Below are 18,290 nucleotides of genomic sequence, written 5' to 3'. Positions count from 1 at the left end.
GAGAGAGGAATATCCCGTTGCCGACGATTTCCGTCAACCTGTCGGCTGAGCAGGTGCTGGTTCCCGATTTTCCGGAACTGGTAAAGGAGATCTGCGACCACCAGGAGATGCCCGTTGAGGCCTTGCAGTTCGAGGTAACCGAAGACTCTATCCAGGGGGATTTCGGGGTCATCGGGCGGGTTCTGGAGAAGCTGGTGGAAGCCGGCGCAGAACTGGCTATTGACGATTTCGGCACTGGCTACTCGTCGTTATCCCGATTGAAATACCTGCCATTCTCCCGGATCAAGATCGACCGCTCGTTCATCAAGAACCTGCCGGATGACGAAGACGATTGCGCCATTACCCTATCCATCATCGGTCTGGCCCGGGGGCTGGGGCTTTTCGTGGTGGCGGAAGGCGTAGAGCATAAAGCCCATGAGGCCTGGTTGTTCGAGAAAGGCTGCGACTATCTCCAAGGCTACCTGTACAGCAAACCGCTGCCGTTTTCCGAAATCATTGGCCGCTATTACTCCGACTGACCCGGCCGGTCAGCCTTCCCAGGGCCTGGCCGGCCCGGCTGCCCAGCACCAGCAGCGCGGGCGTCAGCAACAGCGTCAGCACCGTGGCGAAGGTCAGCCCGCCAGCGATAGCACTGGACAGTTGGGTCCACCACTGGGTCGAGGGCGCCCCGAGGCCCAGGGAAGGTGTCAGCAAGTCCACGTTCACCCCCAGCACCATGGGCATCAGGCCCAGCACGGTGGTGATGGCCGTGAGCAACACCGGCCGCAGACGCAGGCAACCGGTTTCCAGGGCCGCCTCATAGGCCGCGATTCCCTCCTTGCGCATCTGGTTGTAGGTATCAATCAGAATAATGTTGTTGTTCACCACAATGCCCGCCAGCGCAATGGTCCCCATGCCCACCATCACAATGCCGAACGACTGGCCGTTGACCAGCAGGCCAAGAAGCACCCCCGCCGTCGAAAGCACAATGGCGGAGAGGATCAGGAAGGTCTGGTAGAGTGAATTGAACTGGGTCACCAGAATCAGCAACATCAGCCCGATGGCCACCAGAAAGGCGGTGATCAGGAAGTTGGCCGCCTGCTGCTGATCCTCGTTTTCGCCGGCAAATTTTACCGAAATGCCTTCCGGTGGCTCCGGCATCCCGGCCTGCAGGGATCGCAGAAGTTCGTCAACCCGACGGCCCGGGGCCAGATCGGACTTGATGGTCACGGTGCGCTGGCCATCCACCCGGACAATACTGCCGGTCTTGTCCCCCGGCTGAAGGTCGACGAACTGCGAGAGCGGCACCTGGCCCCGGGAGGTACGAATGGTCTGGCGCTGCAGATGGTCCAGCTCCCGCCAGTTGTTCGGTACCCGAACCACAATATCCACTTCATCCCGGACGTCTTCCGGGCGATAGGTCGCCAACACCAGACCGTTGGTGACCAGGCGCACGGCACTGCCAATACCCAGCACATCGGTGCCGAACCGGGCAGCGGCCTCCCGGTCAACCTGCAGCCGCCACTCAATACCCGGCAAGCTCCGGTCATCCTCGATATCCGCAAAACCACCCTGCTCCCGCATGCGGTCTTTGATCCTGTCCACATAGCCGTTAAGGCCGTCGGCCTCACGGCTGCTCACCTGCAGCTCAATGGGTTTGCCCTCCGCCGGTCCGCCCTCCTGCTTGCGGAATTCCAGCTCAATGCCCGGGATATCATCGGTCCGCGCCCGGAAATCCTCCATAATGGCACTGGCCGGGCGCCGGGTGTACCAGTCGGTAAACTGAAACTGCAGAACACCAATCACATCGGGCGCCATCTGCGAACTGGCACTGACCATTGAACGCGCGTACAGGGCCTTTACCTCCGGCATTCCCTGCAGGCGCTGTTCCACCTCACGCACGATCACATCCCGCTCCCACACTGACAGATCGCCTCTGGCACGGACCTGCACCTGGGCCGAATCCGGTTCGACACTCGGGAAAAACTCCACACCGTAATTGAAGCGGGCATAGGCGGCGTATATCACCGCAATCACACACAGCACACCAGTCAGCGTCAGCCCGGGCGACTTCAGCAGCACCGACAGCAGCCAGCGGTAGCCTTGCATCAGCCGGCCTGTTGTTTCTCTCTGCCGGTCCCTCCGGCCGCCACTGACACTGCCCAGCACCGGCAGAAACACCAGCGCCATCGCCAGCGATGCCACCAGACAGATGATGACCGTCAAGGGCAGGAACTTCATGAACTCCCCCACCACCCCGGGCCAGAACAGCAGAGGCACAAACACCGCCAGCGTGGTGGCCGTGGAGGCAATGATGGGCCAGGCCATGCGGCTTGCGGCCCCGGCCCAGGCGTTTTTTACCGCCTGGCCATCCGACAGGTTGCGGTCCGCCAGCTCGGACACCACAATGGCGCCATCCACCAGCATGCCCGCCACCAGAATCAGGCTGAACAGCACCACGATATTGAGGGTCAACCCCATGCTCCAGATCACCAGGATGCCGGTAAGGAAAGCGCCCGGAATGGTCAAACCCACCATGAATGCGGAACGCGGCCCCATGGCTGCAATCACCACGATGATCACCAGCACAATGGCGGTGAGTACGTTGTTCAGCAGGTCGCTGAGAATGTCCCGCACTTCCTCGGACTGATCCATGATGTAGCGGATTTCCAGGCTTTCCGGCAGTTGGGGCCTGGCCTGGTCGATGAGATCGCGGATATGGGCAATGGTTTCGATGATGTTGGCGCCGGAGCGCTTGGAGACTTCCAGCACCAGCGCCGGCTCGCCGTTGATGCGGGCAAAGCCGGTGGGATCCTTGAAGGTGCGCTGTAGCATGGCGACATCCCCGAAGGTCACCACCGTATCGCCATCCACCTTGACCGGCATGAACATCACATCCTCGATGGTCTCGATCACCCCGGGCACTTTCAGGGCCATGCGGCCGTTTCCGGTATCCAGCGAGCCGGCAGCCACCAGCTGATTGTTGCGGGTGACCAGTGAGGCCAACTGATCGAAATCGATGCCGTAGCTTTCCAGAACCTGGGGATCCACCACGATTTCCAGCAGGTCTTCCCGGTCGCCGCCGATCTCGACTTCCAGCACCTCCGGAATGGACTCGATGGCATCCTGGAACTGGCGGGCAATGGTAATCAGCTCCCGCTCCGACAGGGGGCCGGACAGCCCGACCGACAACACTGGGAACAAGGACACGTTGATCTCGTTGACCCTCGGTTCGTCTGCCTCTCCCGGCAGCTCACTGCGGGCGGTGTCGACTTTCTCACGTACATCCTGCAAGGCTTTGTCCGGATCGAAACCGGCATCAAATTCCAGCATCACTGAGGCATGCCCCTCGGACGCGGTACCCCGCATTTCCTTGATGCCCTCGAGGGATCGCAGCTCCTGCTCCATGGGCCGAACCAGCAGACGCTCGGCGTCTTCCGGGCTGATCCCGTCCAGGGTCATGGAGACATAGATCACCGGGATGGTGACGTCGGGATTGGCTTCCTTGGGAATGGTCTGGAACGCCGCGATACCGCCGAGAATCAGGAACAGCAGGGTCAGCAGCGTGGTACGGCTGCGATCAATGGCCGCAAAAATCAGCGCACGCATCTGGCCTAACCCCTGTTTTCAGAGGTGTCGACCGGCATCACTTTCTCACCGGTACTCACGAAACCGCCACCCCGGGTGATGAGACGGATTTCATCCGGCAACCCGGTTACCCAGGCCCCGTCGGTGGAAACACTCAGCAATGTCACCTCACCGAACACCACCCGGTTCTGGTCGTCCACGTATTTCACCCCCGGGCGGCCATCGTCCCCGAGCGAAAGATAAGCCGGAGAAATAAACATCGCCTTCACCTCGGGCAGCGCGATTCGCAGGCTGGCGCTGCCACCGGCCACCCGCCTGCGGTCCGGATTTTCCACGGCGATTTCCACTGCGAAGCTGCGGGTTTCCGGCGATGCCGCACTGGCCACAAACGTTACAACGCCGGAGAGCCGGCTGCCATCCAGCAGATCCACGCGAACGGCCTGGCCGGCTGCCACATTGGTCACTGACTGCTGGGGAATCTGCGCGGTCGCTTTCAGACGGTCCACTCTTACCAGCTGGAAAAGCGGAGAGCCCACCTGCACAAGATCGCCGGTATCCACGGATTTGCTGTTGATGGTGCCGTCGAAAGGCGCCTCAGGTGTGAGATGGCTGACAGCCTGCCGGGCGTTGGTCAGTTCCGCATTGGCGGCGGCCAGTTCACTCTCAAGGGCCAGCACTTCCGACTGGGCGGCAAGGTTGTCGGCCCTCAGCCGGCGGGCAGCGGCCAGGTCTGCCTCCAGCTTGCGAACCCTGGATTGCCAGCGCAGAACCGCGGAACTGCGCCCTTCATCGGAAACCGTAAGCAGCGCCTGCCCTTCCCGGACCTGCTCGCCGAGTCCGACAGCCAGGGATTCAATCCGGCCCGAAACCTGGGCACTGAGCATCACGGAATTCCATGGCTCCAACTGTCCCTGAAGCATCAACCCCGGCTCGTGGAGCTTCGCTGTCAGGATTTCCACCTGCACGCTTGTCAACTGGCCGTCACCGCCATCCTGGCGCTCCAGAGGCTCATCACTGGCTACCTTCACCTCACCGGTAGCCATCCAGATCACCAGCGCAATCACGACCAGAAGTGACAGACCGAGGGAACCCCATTTTGCTTTCGTCATTGAATGCTCACTGTTACTCTCACTGTTACTGATATGAAGCCTCTCTCGAGGCTGGCAGAAAAAACCCGTAATTAACGGTTGCATCCGGCTGAAAACGTGGGGTAGATTCTACACAGAATCTTTTGACGAATTCAGAGCAGACCGTCGATTATATGAATCTCAACGCAGTGATTGTCCTTGTGAAGCTAGTCCTGGTGGTCGTGGTACCGTCTGGGGGCTTCTGCGTGGACAAGCGGGTGAGATAGCGACAAACCTGACAAGACACCAGAAACCCCCGGCACCGAAAGGTCCCGGGGGGTTTCTTTATTTGCGGCCAGGAAAAAAGGAAAAACGACCATGAACGGCGCACAGCACATTCTTGAAGCGTTCCACCGCCACAACATCCGCACGGTTTTCGGTTATCCGGGCGGCTGCATCATGCCGCTATACGACGCGCTGGTAGACGATGTGAGCGTGGAACACGTGCTGTGCCGCCACGAGCAGGGTTGCGCCCTCGCTGCCGACGGCTATGCCCGGGCCAGCGGCACTCTGGGGGGTGTGCATCGCCACCTCAGGCCCTGGTGCAACCAACCTGGTCACCGGCGTGGCCAACGCTCACCGGGATTCCATCCCCATGCTGGTTATCACCGGCCAGGTGCCCTCCGGCCTGATCGGCACCGATGCCTTCCAGGAAACCGATGTACTGGGCATGACCCTGGGTATCGTCAAACACAGCTACCTGGTCGACGACGCCAATGCCCTGCCCGCGATCATGGAAGAAGCCATGGAACTGGCCCAGAGCGGCCGCCCCGGCCCGGTCTGGATTGATGTTCCCAAAGACCTGTTGTTGACCGAAGTGGCCGATGCGCCCTTCTCCCAACCCGAGCCCCGTGAAACGGCCTCGACAGACCTGACGGAAGCCCTGGCGATGCTGCACGCCGCCCGCAAGCCCCTGCTCTACAGCGGCGGTGGCATCAGCCTGGCCCACGCCGAGGACAGCTTCCGGGCGTTTGCCGAATATTCCGAATTGCCGGCGGTTTTAACCCTCAAGGGCATCGGCAACCCGGGCAAACACAATCCCTACAATCTGGGCATGCTGGGCATGCACGGCTCACGCGCCGCCAATAAGGCGGTGGACGAATGCGACCTGTTGCTGGTCATCGGCGCCCGCCTGGACGACCGCGCCACCGGCAACCTGGACGGCTTCGCCCCCAACGCAAAGCTGATCCACATCGACGCCGATGCCGCCGAAATCAACAAACTGCGCCCGGCCGATCTGGCTATCCGCGGGGACCTGAACGAAATACTGAAGGTACTGGCCGGAGCCTTGCAGGATGAGCCACTGACCATCAGCGACTGGCAGAAACAGTGCCGCACCTGGCACACCACCGGCGGCTTCCACGCGGCCGACAACGATGGTCCTATGGCACCCATTACCGGCCCGGCCTTTATCCGCCAGCTCTCACGGATTGCTCCCGACGACACCGTGATCGCCTGCGACGTGGGCCAGCACCAGATGTGGGTTGCCCAGCACTATGACTTCGACCACCCACGCCACCACCTCACCAGTGGCGGCCTCGGCACCATGGGCTTTGGATTGCCCGCGGCCATCGGCGCCCAGTTTGCCGACCGCAACAGCACGGTCATCAACGTTACCGGCGATGGTTCGTTCATGATGAACGCCCAGGAACTGGCTACCATCCGCCGCTACAACCTGCCGGTGAAGCTCATCATCATGGACAACCAGTGCCTGGGCATGGTCCGCCAGCAACAGGAGCTGTTCTACAACAACCGGGAAAGCCAGATAAACCTGGACGACAATCCGGATTTCGTCGCCATGGCCCGGGCCTTTGACATCCCGGGCCTATACATCGAACGCACCGACCAGATCCGCCGTGGCATCGAAACCATCCTGGCCTACAACGGCCCCATGCTGCTGCACGTGGCCATCAGCCGTGAAGAAAACGTCTGGCCCATCGTCAAACCCGGCGCCAGCAACACAGACATGATCGACGAAACCCGACGCACGCCCAAAGCCGGCAAGGAGCAAGTTGCATGAACCCGCAACCCCAGCCATCAACACCCAGCTACACCATCAATTGCCGGATGACCCACGAGGCCGCCGCCCTGGAGCGTCTGTGCCAGGTGGTCCGCATCCGCGGGTTCCGGATTGCCACCATGGCGGTAGAAACCGCCGGCGAGCACCTGAACATCGCCCTCACCCTCGAGGGCACGCGGCCGATTGCCATGTTGCAGTCGCAACTGGAGAAGCTGCATACGGTGGCCGAGGTTGCCCTCGCATCTGGGTCTGTGGCTCGGTCTCGTTCGGCCTGAACTTTTAAGGGCTGGTCTTTTTGTAGCCTGAGATTTGGCGGGCAGGTACGGGGGTGGCAGGCCCGCCCCTCAACCCACAGGCTACAAGGACGGAAACTCCGAAGTTACAGGCATTGAGGTTACCAGGCCTTGTAAGGCAGGAACTTCCCGTTCATGGTAACCACAACGCGGTCGCCCTTCGGGTTCTCTTCCTTCTCGACATCCATGGTGAAGTCGATGGCGCTCATGATGCCATCGCCGAACTTCTCATGGATGAGTTCTTTCATGGTGTCACCGTAAACACCCACCACCTCATACAAACGGTAGATCAGCGGATCCTGCGGCACGGCGCCGTCCCAGGCCTTTTTCGGGCAGACCTGCAGGGCTTCCGCCACCGGCTTGTCCAGACCCAGGATTTCGCACAACGCGAAGGCCTTGTCTTCGGTCAGGCTGTTCATGCCCAGGGCCGCTGAGGTGGTGAACACCGGGGACATGCCGATGGTTTCGGCGATGGATTCCCAGGTAATGCCCTTGGAAACTTTGGCTTCCAGGATTTTGGCGGTCATCAGTTCTTTGTTCATCATGGCTGTTTCCTCTCTTGGCTTTAGATTTCAGGCATTCACCGCGCGAGCGGCAGTTTCAGATTCGGATTCAGGTTCGGCAGACGCTGGCGTTGACTGGGCAACGCCCTTGGCAGGCTCGGCGACTTTCGGGCTGCCGTCTTTCTCTGGCAGGGCCGCGCCACTGCGGTTGACCAGGAAGTCCACCAGGTAGTCCCGGGTTTTGTGGTAAGCCGGGTTCTGGAAGATGGTGGCCCGGGCCCGTGGGTGCGGGATGTCCACTTTTACGCTTTCGGCGATGCGGGCATTGGGACCGTTGGACATCAGGAAGATGCGGTCGGAGAGCAGGATGGCTTCGTCCACATCGTGGGTGATCATGAACACGGTCTGGCGGGTTTCTTCCCAGATCTTCACCAGTTCATCCTGGATCACACCCCGGGTCAGCGCATCCAGGGCGCCGAAGGGTTCGTCCAGCAACAGGAGTTCCGGCTGGGTGGCGAAGGCCCGGGCGATACTGACCCGCTGGCGCATGCCTCCGGAGAGCTGGGACGGCTTGCGATTCAGGGCGTGATCCAGCCCCACCATTTTCAGGTAGCGCTCGCTGTGCGCTTTAACCTCTTCCCTGGACCATTTGGGCCAACGGGCGCGAACAGCAAACACGATGTTGTTCAGTGTGGTTTTCCAGGGCAGCAGGCTGTAGTTCTGGAACACCACGCCACGTTCAAGCCCGGGACCTTTGACTTCCTTGCCGTTCATCACCACATTGCCGGCACTGGCTTCGTCCAGGCCCGCCAGCACATTCAGGATGGTGGATTTGCCGCAACCGGAGTGGCCGATGATGCAGACAAACTCCCCTTTCTCCAGAGCAAAGCGGACATCCTCGAACACAGTCAGTTCGCCGCCCTGGCCGTCCGGATACACTTTGGACAGACCCTCTACTTCCAGGAATGACTTACTCATAACAGGTCTCCATTCGGAGGGTTGAGGCCGGCACCGGTTGCCCGTTGCCGGACCACTCATTCTTTGTATTCCACCAGCTTCTGGGCCTTGCCCAGGGCCAGGTCCAGCAGCATGCCCACCACCCCGATCATCAGGATGGAGAAGATCACACTGGCCAGATCCAGGTTGTTCCATTCGTTCCACACGTAATAGCCGATACCGGTGCCGCCCACGAGCATTTCCGCGGCCACAATGACCAGCCAGGCAATGCCGATGGAAATTCGCATACCGGTCAGGATGGTCGGTGCGGCGGCCGGCAGGATCACCGTGATGGCGGTGCGCAGCGGCCCGAGTTCGTGGGTGCGGGCCACGTTCACCCAGTCCTGCCTCACATTGGCAACGCCGAAGGCGGTGTTGAGCAACATCGGCCAGATTGAGCAGATGAAGATCACGAAGATCGCCGAGGCATCGGAATCCTGGATAATGAACAGGGCCAGCGGCATCCAGGCCAGGGGCGAGATGGGGCGCAGAACCTGGATGTACGGGTTCAGCGCCTTGTACATCAACGGCGACATGCCAATCAGGAAACCTATGGGCAGCGCGATGGCCATGGCAGCAAGGTAGCCGGTCAGCACCCGGTACACCGAATACCCCAACTGGATGCCGATACCCTTGTCGTTGGCGCCGGCGTCATAGAACGGGTTGGACAACTCGGCCCAGGCCAGCTTGATCACCGCTGAGGGCGGCGGCACCCGGGATTCCTGGTCGGCACCCCCCATCAGTATCTCGTATTCCGTCATTCCGGTCTGGGCTTCCGGGGGCTGGGTTGCCATTTCCCAGAGCCCCAGGGCCAGAATCAGGAACGACACCGACAGCAGTGCTGCCCGTACGTTCAACGAAGCCATGATTACACCCTTCCAATCGCGAAGCTGCGGGCATAGGCTTCGGCACGATCCGAATCGAAGGTCTTGCCCATGATGGTGTGGGTCTTGTAGGTCCTGTCCGGAGCCGTGTAGCCCAGTTCTTCCATGACCTTGCCGGTCTCGCCCGCCAGGTAGACCTGTTCGGCGATCCCCTTGTAATCCACGTCGCCTTCGATATAACCCCAGCGCTTCATCTGGGTGAGAATCCAGACACCCATGGAGTGCCAGGGGAACGGATCGAAGTCGATACGGTCCGGTACGTTTTTCACCTCGCCCAAACCATCGGCGTAGTAGCCGGTGAGCACCTGCTGAATCACCGGAACCGGCTGATTCAGGTAGTTCTTTGGTGCAATGGCTTCGGAAATTTCCTTGCGGTTATCCGGATTGTTGGAGTACTGGGTGGCGTCGATGATCGCACGCAGCAGGGCGCCGTAGGTATTCGGGTTCCGGGTGGCGAACTGCTGGCTGCAGGCAAAGGCGCAGCACGGGTGGCCTTCCCAGATGTCCTTGGTGAGCATATGGATGAAGCCCACCTTCTCCCACACCGCACGCTGGTTGAACGGGTCCGGAGACAGGTAGCCATCCAGGTTACCGGCACGCAGGTTGGCAACCATCTCGGGTGGCGGCACCACGCGGATCTGTACGTCCTTGTCGGGGTCGATACCGTTCTCGGCCAGGTAGTAGCGCAGCAGGAAGTTGTGCATGGAGTATTCGAACGGCACCCCGAACTTGAAGCCTTTCCACTGTTTCGGGTCCCGCTTGTCCTTGTGATCCACATGCAGGACGATGGCCTGGCCATTAATGTTCTCAACCGCCGGCATGATAAACGGCTCGGGTGTTGAACCGGCGCCCATGCTCATGGCCAGGGGCATGGGGGTCAGCATATGGGAAGCGTCGTATTCGCCTGCCAGGGACTTGTCCCGGGCCACCGCCCAGCCGGCGGTTTTGGTAACGGTCACATCCAGGCCGTAGCGCTCATAAAAACCCATGGGGTGCGCCATAATGATGGGCGTGGCACAGGTGATAGGCACGAAGCCGACGTTGAGTTTGGTCTTCTCCAGCTTGCCCAGGGATTCCTTGACCGCCGCCTTGGCCTTGTCCATGGGAAAGACGCTGCCCAGCAGCGCGGCCGCGGTGCCCGCCCCCATCATTTTCATGAAGCTCCGGCGACTGTGATCGTTGTGGCCGAACACCGACCGAACCACCGCGCTCTCGATTGCCCGGTCCATCATGACCTCGGAATCCATGGCGCCTTCGGAGGCCGATGCATCCTGGCTTGTCGATTGCTGGAGATTCAGAGGCACCGACGGCGTTTCCTGCCCGGGCTTGCATTCCAGACAGCCACAGGTTCTGGCGTGAATCAGTGACTGGTCACCGTCAAACGGATTACCAAGGCTTTTTGTGGTCATGGGGCACTCTCCCTAATCTCGGGTTGTTTTTGCACTCTCGCGGTGCAGCCAAGGTGCAGTTCGGATCCGGAGTTGAAAAAGGGCCGGACCTTTTTTACGTTCTGAAAGAGCTATCGCAGGGTTTGTGCCAACTGCTGTTTTTTTATTAATGCGCTGTTTTAACTGGTGTTTAAATCCAAGACTACGAATCTCACCAACTACGATTTTTCGTAGTTAACGATTTTTCGTAGCAAATGCCACGATTTTTCGTAGTTGGCACAGGGTTTGTCTGGTCTTATCCGGGATAACACAGGACAGACCCATGAGCCCCGAAAACGCCATCACTCCGATAGCCGCCACGAACTGGATCGACCACCTGCCCGAAGCCGCCCTGCTGGTGGATGCCAGCCAGGATCTGATCGTTGCGGCCAACAGCGCCCTTGCCCGCATGATCGGCACGGACCGGCAATCCCTGACGGGCACCCCCTGCACCCTTCTGTTCCCTGACCAGCGCCCGCAACTGATTACCTTCACTGAAGAAACCCTGTTCCGAAGCCACGGCTGGAGCAAAGACTTCATGCTCAGGCGCAGGGACGGCCACACAGTGGAGCTGGAGATCTCCTCCTCCCGGGTTGGCGAGGCGGAATCCCGGAACGTCTTGCTGCTGCTTCGGGACCGCCGCCAGTTGCGTACCCTTCGGGAACGACACGATGCCAACCACTACCACCGGGGAGGGCTGCTCGAATGGCGACGGGTGGAGGAACTGTTCAAGGACATGGAACGGGAGAACCAGCTCATCCTGCACGCGGTCGGAGAAGGCATCTACGGCGTCGATGCGGAGGGGCGAACCACCTTTGCCAACCCGGCCGCGGAACGGATGCTGGGCTGGCGTATTGATGAGCTGATGGGCCGGGTCATTCACCGCGTTGTGCATCACTCCCATGCGGATGGCAGCCTCTTCCCCCTGAAAGAGTGCCCCATTTATGCTGCGTTCCGGGACGCCAGCGTGAAGCAGATAGGCGAGGACTGGTTCTGGCGCAAGGACGGCACTGGCTTCCCGGTGGAATACACCAGCACGCCGATTCTGGATAACGGCCATCCGGTGGGCGCCGTGGTGGTCTTCCGGGATATCTCGGCACGCCTCGAGGCCCAGAAAGAACTGCAGAAAGCGCTGGAGGAGGTGGAGACCCTCAAACACCGGCTGGAAATGGAAAACGCCTACCTGCAGGAGGAACTCAGCGCGGAATATCACTTTCACGAAATCCTTGGCCAGAGCGAGGCCATCCGAGCCATTGTGCAACGAATCAGCATGGTAGCGCCGACCGATGCCAACGTGCTGATCACCGGCGAATCCGGCACCGGCAAGGAACTGATCGCCCGCGCCATCCACCAGTCCAGCAGCCGGCGGGACCGGCCCCTGATCCGGGTGAACTGCGCGGCCATTCCCAAGGACCTGTTCGAGAGCGAGTTTTTCGGCCACATCAAGGGCGCGTACACCGGCGCCGTCAGCGACCGCGTGGGCCGGTTCGAGCTGGCCGACGGCGGCACCCTGTTCCTGGACGAAGTGGGGGAAATCCCGCTGGAACTTCAAGGCAAACTGCTTCGGGTTCTGCAGGACCAGCAGTTCGAGCGCGTGGGCGAAAACCGCACCCGGGCGGTGGATGTCCGGGTCATCGCGGCCACCAACCGGGATCTGAAATCGGAAGTTCAGGAGAAAGCCTTCCGGGAAGACCTCTACTTCCGCCTGAACGTCTTCCCTATCGAGTCGGTGCCACTGCGCCGGCGCCGGGAAGACATTCCCATTCTCGCCCGGGAATTCCTGAACCGGGCCTGCCAGAAGTTCAACCGGCCCCAGCTGACATTAAGAGAGCGGGACGTGGAGACCCTCAAGGCCTACCAGTGGCCGGGCAACGTGAGGGAGCTGGAGAACGTGATTGAGCGCCAGGTCATCACCGCCAACGGCAGACTGGACCTGGATCTTCCCGGGCCGGATTCCGCCGCCAGACCCACGCCCGAACAAACGCCGCCGGCCCGGCATTTCAACGGCGAACTGATGACTGAACACGAACTCAGAGAGCTGGAAAAACAGAACCTGACAAAGGCCCTGGAAATGAGTGGCGGCCGGGTATTCGGGGAGGACGGGGCGGCGGCGATGCTGGGCATCAAGCCAACCACCCTCACCTCGCGGCTGAAAAAACTCCGGATTGAGCCCAGAAATTTTCAGGCCCGTCAGATTTGAAGTGTGAGGAGCGGGGGGAGGCAGACCAAAACCGGAGCTGCCTCCCGGGCCAGATCAGATCAGCTCAATGGCCACGGCGGTACCCTCGCCCCCACCAATACACAGTGAAGCTACGCCACGCTTCAGGCCACGCTGCTTCAGGGCATTAATCAGGGTAACGATGATCCGCGACCCCGAAGAACCAATCGGGTGACCAAGGGCGCAGGCGCCACCGTGGACGTTGACCTTTTCGGCTGGGAGTTTGAGCTCGTTAATGGCCGCCAGGGTGACCACCGCGAAGGCTTCATTGATCTCGAACAGATCCACGTCGTCCACGCTCCAGCCGGCTTTCTTCAGCACTTTTTCGATGGCACCGATGGGCGCCAGGGTGAACTCGGCCGGCAAGCGGGCATGGGTGGCGTGGGCCAGGATACGGGCCTGGGGCGTCAGGCCGCGGGCGTCGGCTTCAGCAGCGGATGCCAGCACCAGCGCAGAGGCGCCGTCGCTGATGGAGCTGGAGTTGGCGGCGGTCACCGAACCGTCTTTGGCGAAGGCCGGTTTCAGATGCGGGATTTTCTCCGGTTTGGCGTTGCCCGGTTGCTCGTCAGTGTCGACGTTGGTGTCACCACCACGGCCAGAGACAGTCACTGGAACAATCTCGTCCCGGAACCAGCCGTTTTCGATGGCGGCCAGGGATTTCTGCAGGGAGCCGATAGCGAATTCATCCATGGCCTGGCGGCTGATGTCGTATTTGTCAGCAGTGCGCTGGGCGAACACGCCCATCAGGCCGCCTTCATAGGCGTCTTCCAGGCCGTCCAGGAACATGCTGTCCATCACCTGGCCGTGGCCCATGCGCATGCCGGCGCGGGCTTTGGGCAACAGGTACGGCGCCTGGCTCATGTTTTCCATGCCGCCGGCGATCATGATGTTGTTGGTGCCGGCCTTGATCTGGTCGTGGGCCATGATCACGGCCTGCATGCCGGAGCCGCACATCTTGTTGACGGTGGTGCAGCCGGAGCTGTCCGGGATGCCGGAGGCACGGGAGGCCTGGCGGGCCGGGGCCTGGCCGAGGCCCGCGGGCAGTACGCAGCCCATGATCACTTCCTGGATGTCAGCCGGCTGGAGGCCGGAGCGTTCGATGGCCGCCCTGATGGCGGTGGCGCCCAGATCCGGGGAACGCACGGAACTGAGGGAGCCCATCATGCCGCCCATTGGTGTTCTTGCGGAACCTGCTATTACTACGTCATTGCTGTTCATTTGATTGTCCTCCTGATTTGGGGGAGGGCCCGATCAGGGGGATGCCTTTCCGGGACACGCGGTATATACGTCCCTGTACGCTTGTCCAAAACATCCATGTTTTGGACAGTCCCGGAAAGGCATCCCCCTGCTCGGACCCCAAACATTCGAATTGCCCTCTATAGAACCGGATTAGGTTCCCGGGTTTCAGGCTTTGCCCAGCACAGAACGGGCAATAATTTCTTTCATCACTTCCGAGGTGCCACCGTAAATCCGCTGCACCCTGGCGTCGATAAAGGCCCGGGAGATCGGGTACTCCGTGGTATAGCCGTAACCGCCAAACAGCTGCAAACAACCATCGGCCACGCGACACTGCATCTCGGTGGCGCTGTACTTGGCCATGGAGGCAGTTGGGGCATCCAGCTCGCCCAGATCGTAATGATCAATACACTGGTCCACGAACGCCTTGTTGACCCGGTAATCGGTCTCCATGCGGGCGATTTCAAACCGGGTGTTTTGCAGTTGGGCCAGTTTCTGGCCGAACAGTTCCCGCTCCTGGGCATAGGCGATGGTCAGGTCGAGGGAGCCACGGGCGGCGGCAACACCAAGGGCACCAATCACCAGCCGCTCCCGGGGCAGCTCGCGCATCAGGTACATGAAACCCTGCCCTTCCTCACCCAGAAGAGCAGAAGACGGAATGCGCATATCCGAGAAGAACATCTCGGAGGTGTCACCGGAATGCTGGCCGATCTTGTCCAGGTTCCGGCCCTTGCTGTAGCCCGGCAGTGACGTATCCACCAGGAACAGGCTGATGCCTCGGGCACCGGCTTTGGGATCCGTCTTGGCGGCCACGATGACCATGTCGGCGTGCTGGCCGTTGGTGATGAAGGTCTTCGAGCCATTGAGGATGTAGTCGTCGCCATCCTTCACGGCACTGGTGCGGATCGCCTGCAGGTCACTGCCGGCGCCGGGTTCGGTCATGGCGATGGCGCCAACCGCCTCCCCGGAAACCAGCTTTGGCAGCCACTGCTGCTTCTGCTCTTCGCTGGCAAGGTGGCTAAGGTACGGCGCAACAATATCCGAGTGCACCATCACATTGGTGGACAGCGCGCCGAACCCCATGCGGGCAAGCTCTTCTCCCACAACCACGGAGAACTGGAAGGGTGCACCGACCCCCCCGCACTCTTCGGGCACGTCGACACACAGCATGCCGGCGTTGCCGAGGGTGTTCCACAGCTCCCTGGGCACGATGCCGGTCTTCTCCCAGGCTTCGTAATGAGGCTTAACCTCGGCTTCCAGAGCCCTGATCACCGACTCACGGAACATCGCCAGTTCTTCTTTATCAACAGACATGGTCATGAATGTCTCCTGCAATTGAATGATGTCACTTGGGCGCCATACGCAGGGCGCTATCGAGGCGGATGACCTCGCCGTTGAGAACCGGGTTACGCACCATCTGGTCTACCATCATGCCAAACTCCTCCGGTTTGCCGAGCCGCTTCGGGAACGGCAGCGTAGCAGCCAGGCTCTCCTGAACTTCTTCAGGCATGCCAGCCATCATCGGCGTCATGAACAGTCCCGGCGCAATGGTATTCACCCGGATACCTTCCCGGGCCAGCTCACGGGCGGACTGGAGTGTCAGAGAAACCACGCCACCCTTGGAAGCACTATACGCCGCCTGGCCGATCTGGCCTTCATAAGCGGCCACCGACGCCGTGTTGATGATCACGCCACGCTCACCATCGGCATTCGGCTCACGCTGGGCCATTTCCGCCGCCGCCAGGCGCATAATGTTAAAGGTGCCAATAAGGTTGACCTGGATAACCTTGCTGAAGTTCTCCAGCGGCATCACACCATCACGGCCCAGAATCTTCGAGGCGGGGGCAATACCGGCACAGTTCACCGCAATGCCGCAATGGCCATGGGCTTCCCGTGCTGCCTTGATGGCTGCCTCGGCGCTGTCCGGCGAGCTGACATCGCACTCCAGGAAGATCCCGCCGATATCCGCTGCCACCTTTTCACCCTGCGCTTTCTGAAGATCCAGAATAGCCACCTTGCACCCGGCAGCCGCCAGCGCACGGGCAGCACCCTCGCCCAGCCCGGAAGCCCCGCCTGTTACAATGGCTGCTACATTTTTAAATTCCATCGTTCACTCCCCCTTTTCAGGATTCTGTTTGTTTAAAATCGGACTCTAAAACTACTTTACGTTTACGTAAACTTTATCTAACCTAAGTCTAAAAAGGAAATCCCAATGGACATAAAGAAGACATTCAGCATCAGCGAGCTCGCCAAAGAGTTCGATGTAACAACCCGGAGCATTCGTTTCTACGAAGATCAGGAGCTGCTCAAGCCCTCACGGCGCGGGCAGACACGGATCTTCAGTTCAAAGGATCGGGTGCGCCTGAAGCTCATCCTCCGGGGCAAGCGCATGGGTTTTTCCCTGGCCGAAACCAAAGAGCTGTTTGACCTGTGGGACGAAACCCTCAGCGGAAATGAGAAACAGCTTCACAAGATGCTGACCATTCTGGCCAACAAACGAGCACAAATGGAACAGCAAAAGAACGACATTGCCCAGGCGGAAATGGAAATAGACACAGCCGAAACCCGGTGCCGCGAAGCCCTGGCTGAACTGCAGAACAAAAAGAAACAGCAGGCCCTGGCCGACGACGAAGCCCGGCAGACCGCTGAACACAAATGATAGAAAACCAAAGGTAGCCAACGATGAAATCACAATACTCAGAGCTCAATTTCGGCCTCGGTGAAACCCTCGACATGCTGCGTGAGCAGGTCAACGGCTTCGCCGCCGCTGAAATCGCACCCCGCGCCGAGGAAATCGACCGCAACAACGAGTTCCCCATGGACCTGTGGCGGAAAATGGGCGACATGGGCCTGCTGGGTATCACCGTGAGCGAAGAATACGGCGGCTCCGACATGGGCTACCTGGCGCATGTCATCGCCATGGAAGAAATCAGCCGCGCCTCCGCCTCCGTTGGCCTCTCCTACGGTGCCCACTCCAACCTGTGTGTAAACCAGATTCACCGCAACGGCACCGAAGAGCAGAAACAGAAATACCTGCCGAAGCTCGTCAGTGGTGAACACATCGGCGCCCTGGCCATGTCCGAGCCCAATGCCGGCTCCGACGTCATCTCCATGAAGCTCAGCGCCAAAGACGCCGGTGACCACTACGTCCTCAACGGCACCAAAATGTGGATCACCAACGGCCCGGATGCGAATACCTACGTCATCTACGCCAAGACCGACACCCAGGCCGGCTCCAAGGGCGTTACCGCCTTCATCGTAGAACGCGACGCCCCGGGCTTCAGCCGCCACCAGAAACTCGACAAACTCGGCATGCGCGGCTCCAACACCTGTGAACTGGTGTTCGAAGACTGCAAGGTTCCCAAAGAAAACATTCTGGGCGGCGTTGGCAACGGCGCCAAAGTCCTGATGAGCGGCCTCGACTACGAGCGTCTCGTCCTCTCCGGCGGTCCCCTGGGCATCATGCAGGCGGCCATGGACGTGGTGGTTCCCTACATCCGCGAGCGCAAACAGTTCGGCCAGGCCATCGGTGAATTCGAGCTGGTCCAGGGCAAGGTCGCCGACATGTACACCTGGATGAACACCGCCAAGTCCTACGTCTACATGGTCGCCATGTCCGCTGACCGCGGCGCGGAAACCACCCGAAAAGACGCCGCCGGCGCGATCCTCTACTCCGCCGAAATGGCCACCAAAATCGCCCTGGACGCCATCCAGTTGCTCGGCGGTAACGGCTACATCAACGAATACCCGACGGGGCGCCTGCTGCGCGACGCCAAACTCTATGAAATCGGCGCGGGTACGTCCGAGATCCGCCGGATGTTGATTGGCCGTGAGCTGTACCTGAACAAATAAAGCAGCTTCAAGCCAGAGGCCTCCAAAACTTTAAAGTTTTACAGAGGCCACCACCCAAAGTACGACGAGGGACTGGCGGGGTGTCGCTCCGGGAATGTTGGAGGCCAAGGATGGCCGGAAACAAGCGCACATGGACGTGCTCGTAGCGGTTCCCGGAGCGACACCCC

Annotated in this window: 14 protein-coding genes and 1 pseudogene; 6 read left to right on the top strand and 9 right to left on the bottom strand. The window is 60.4% G+C overall.

Annotated elements, in window-relative coordinates; all coding sequences use genetic code 11:
• Positions 1-17: 17 nt before the first annotated feature.
• The gene (locus NLK58_RS19480) at positions 18-518 is read left to right on the top strand and encodes an EAL domain-containing protein (protein ID WP_341581529.1); all 501 of its coding nucleotides are present in this window, start codon (positions 18-20) and stop codon (positions 516-518) included.
• Here the strand turns inward: NLK58_RS19480 and NLK58_RS19475 are convergent.
• Both NLK58_RS19475 and NLK58_RS19470 read right to left on the bottom strand, forming a co-directional pair.
• On the bottom strand, positions 493-3,588 hold the full coding sequence (locus NLK58_RS19475) for an efflux RND transporter permease subunit (protein WP_341581528.1): 3,096 nt from the start codon (positions 3,586-3,588) through the stop codon (positions 493-495). The genes NLK58_RS19480 and NLK58_RS19475 overlap by 26 nt on opposite strands.
• A 5-nt stretch (positions 3,589-3,593) precedes the next feature.
• Positions 3,594-4,676: an efflux RND transporter periplasmic adaptor subunit gene (locus NLK58_RS19470; RefSeq protein WP_162893776.1), complete on the bottom strand. Its 1,083-nt coding sequence runs from the start codon at positions 4,674-4,676 to the stop codon at positions 3,594-3,596.
• Between the two features lie 336 nt (positions 4,677-5,012).
• On the opposite strand from NLK58_RS19470, the pseudogene ilvG reads away from it, so the two are divergent.
• Positions 5,013-6,714: pseudogene (gene ilvG, locus NLK58_RS19465) on the top strand (acetolactate synthase 2 catalytic subunit).
• Positions 6,711-6,989, top strand: coding sequence for an ACT domain-containing protein (locus NLK58_RS19460; protein WP_117619951.1), 279 nt, complete (start codon positions 6,711-6,713; stop codon positions 6,987-6,989). Before ilvG ends, NLK58_RS19460 begins: the two are co-directional and overlap by 4 nt.
• Before the next feature lie 119 nt (positions 6,990-7,108).
• On the opposite strand, the gene cynS is transcribed toward NLK58_RS19460, so the two are convergent.
• The 4 genes from cynS to NLK58_RS19440 are packed head-to-tail and all read right to left on the bottom strand — an operon-like array spanning position 7,109 to position 10,799.
• Positions 7,109-7,552 (bottom strand): cyanase, encoded by a 444-nt coding sequence (gene cynS / locus NLK58_RS19455; protein WP_117619950.1) that lies wholly within the window; start codon positions 7,550-7,552, stop codon positions 7,109-7,111.
• A gap of 27 nt (positions 7,553-7,579) precedes the next feature.
• Complete coding sequence (locus NLK58_RS19450) at positions 7,580-8,488, bottom strand: ABC transporter ATP-binding protein (RefSeq protein ID WP_341581527.1); 909 nt, start codon at positions 8,486-8,488, stop codon at positions 7,580-7,582.
• A 56-nt stretch (positions 8,489-8,544) separates the two neighbouring features.
• Positions 8,545-9,372, bottom strand: coding sequence for a nitrate ABC transporter permease (gene ntrB, locus NLK58_RS19445; protein WP_117619948.1), 828 nt, complete (start codon positions 9,370-9,372; stop codon positions 8,545-8,547).
• 2 nt (positions 9,373-9,374) lie between these two features.
• A complete protein-coding gene (locus tag NLK58_RS19440) occupies positions 9,375-10,799 on the bottom strand; it encodes an ABC transporter substrate-binding protein (RefSeq protein WP_341581526.1) in 1,425 nt (474 codons plus the stop codon).
• 301 nt (positions 10,800-11,100) lie between these two features.
• Between NLK58_RS19440 and NLK58_RS19435 the strand changes: the two genes are divergently transcribed.
• The gene (locus tag NLK58_RS19435) at positions 11,101-13,017 is read left to right on the top strand and encodes a sigma 54-interacting transcriptional regulator (protein ID WP_341581525.1); all 1,917 of its coding nucleotides are present in this window, start codon (positions 11,101-11,103) and stop codon (positions 13,015-13,017) included.
• Positions 13,018-13,071: 54 nt separating this feature from the next.
• Here NLK58_RS19435 and NLK58_RS19430 read toward each other — a convergent pair whose 3' ends face one another.
• From NLK58_RS19430 to NLK58_RS19420, 3 genes are all read right to left on the bottom strand, one after another.
• Positions 13,072-14,253 (bottom strand): acetyl-CoA C-acyltransferase, encoded by a 1,182-nt coding sequence (locus NLK58_RS19430; RefSeq protein WP_117619945.1) that lies wholly within the window; start codon positions 14,251-14,253, stop codon positions 13,072-13,074.
• Positions 14,254-14,439: 186 nt separating this feature from the next.
• The gene (locus NLK58_RS19425) at positions 14,440-15,591 is read right to left on the bottom strand and encodes an acyl-CoA dehydrogenase family protein (RefSeq protein WP_341581524.1); all 1,152 of its coding nucleotides are present in this window, start codon (positions 15,589-15,591) and stop codon (positions 14,440-14,442) included.
• Positions 15,592-15,616: 25 nt separating this feature from the next.
• Positions 15,617-16,378, bottom strand: coding sequence for an SDR family NAD(P)-dependent oxidoreductase (locus NLK58_RS19420; RefSeq protein WP_117619943.1), 762 nt, complete (start codon positions 16,376-16,378; stop codon positions 15,617-15,619).
• A 105-nt stretch (positions 16,379-16,483) separates the two neighbouring features.
• Here NLK58_RS19420 and NLK58_RS19415 point away from each other — a divergent pair, with 105 nt between their 5' ends.
• Together NLK58_RS19415 and NLK58_RS19410 are read left to right on the top strand one after the other, a co-directional pair.
• Positions 16,484-16,930, top strand: a complete 447-nt coding sequence (locus NLK58_RS19415) for a MerR family DNA-binding transcriptional regulator (protein ID WP_341581523.1) — start codon at positions 16,484-16,486, stop codon at positions 16,928-16,930.
• A gap of 23 nt (positions 16,931-16,953) precedes the next feature.
• The gene (locus NLK58_RS19410; protein ID WP_341581522.1) at positions 16,954-18,123 is read left to right on the top strand and encodes an isovaleryl-CoA dehydrogenase; all 1,170 of its coding nucleotides are present in this window, start codon (positions 16,954-16,956) and stop codon (positions 18,121-18,123) included.
• Positions 18,124-18,290: the final 167 nt, after the last annotated feature.

Source organism: Marinobacter metalliresistant, assembly GCF_038098645.1.
Taxonomy (GTDB): Bacteria; Pseudomonadota; Gammaproteobacteria; order Pseudomonadales; family Oleiphilaceae; genus Marinobacter; species Marinobacter metalliresistant.
Note: the sequence above shows the minus strand (reverse complement) of the source record. Positions and strands in the feature narration are given on the sequence as shown.